At 67.1% G+C, this 1,111-nt stretch carries 1 protein-coding gene; it reads right to left on the bottom strand.

Annotation, left to right across the window (positions count from 1 at the left end; translation table 11 throughout):
- Positions 1 to 113 precede the first annotated feature (113 nt).
- Positions 114 to 1,111 (bottom strand): hypothetical protein (locus EB084_26215; GenBank protein ID NDD31758.1); only part of this gene is annotated, 998 nt, incomplete at its 5' end.

Below are 1,111 nucleotides of genomic sequence, written 5' to 3'. Positions count from 1 at the left end.
GAAGTAGCCCTTGAACATGGTAGTCCTCGCTGTTCTGCTTCGTGATGCTATCCCAGGTGGTCCCTGGGGTAGCGGCTAGTCGGTGCGATCACGGCAGCAAGCCGCGCCCCCGGTCAGAGTGTCTGCTTGCTTGTCGAGGCCCAGAACCGCTCGCCCACGCGCTCCTCGGTCAGCGCAGACCGCTGACGCAGGATCTCGGCGAGCACGTTCTCCGTGATCTCGTACAGACCGCCGGCAAACCGGCGGGTGACCGCTTCCCACCACGACCGCGTCGCCCGCGCGGGTACGAGGTCCACGATGTTGAACCTCGCGTAGCTCGGCGGAGACTCGCTCGGAGGCTTGGGCGCCACGATCTTGTCGGAGCGCAGCGCGTCGATCCACACCGACCGGCCCTCGGGGCTGCACAACGGGTAGACCGTCGGGTTCAGCGTGTTGATGTAGCCGAAGAGCCGCGTGGGATCGTATCTATCCTCGTCGCCCAGCGGCGGCGTGAACCCGGCGTACATCGGGTAGACCACGCGTCCATCATCGAGCGCGATGATCGGGAACCGCGCCTTGTACGTAGTCGGCCCGAGCCGAAGCAAGGGCTGGCGCTGCGGGGCGGGGTTACTCGTGGTGTTTAGCCAGAGGTCGGTCGCGTGCTCTGCCAGATCGAGGGGTAGGTCTGCGATAAGCTCCAACCGGCGCGTACTTCCGGCGATCTTGCTGATCAGTAGACGCTGCTCCGTCGCGTAGGTCCACGGCTCGGTTCGACCGCCCCACGCCAACGCGGCGCCTCGGATCTGGTGCGGGGTCTCTTCAAGCCGACCCCGCTGCCGCGCGTAGATCACGAAGTCGGTCCTGACGGTCGCGCGGTTGACCCGGATCGACGACTCCTTGCCCAAGGAGAACGCGGTGCCGGGCAGGAACGCGCGGCGATCACCGATGCCGTCGGGGGCTTCCGTGTCGCCCCACGAGATCGGTGCGACCATTTGCGCGACGAGGTCTACGCCGGGCTCGATGTTCGCGCCGATCTCCTCGAACCGCGTCTTGAACTCTGCGATGCGCCGCTGCCCCGCGGCGAGCGCCGCGTTGCGTCGAGCCTCGTCGGGGTTCGACCGCGCGCGGTCGA

The sequence above is a fragment of the Pseudomonadota bacterium genome, assembly GCA_010028905.1.
GTDB lineage: Bacteria > Vulcanimicrobiota > Xenobia > RGZZ01 > RGZZ01 > RGZZ01.
Note: the sequence above shows the minus strand (reverse complement) of the source record. Positions and strands in the feature narration are given on the sequence as shown.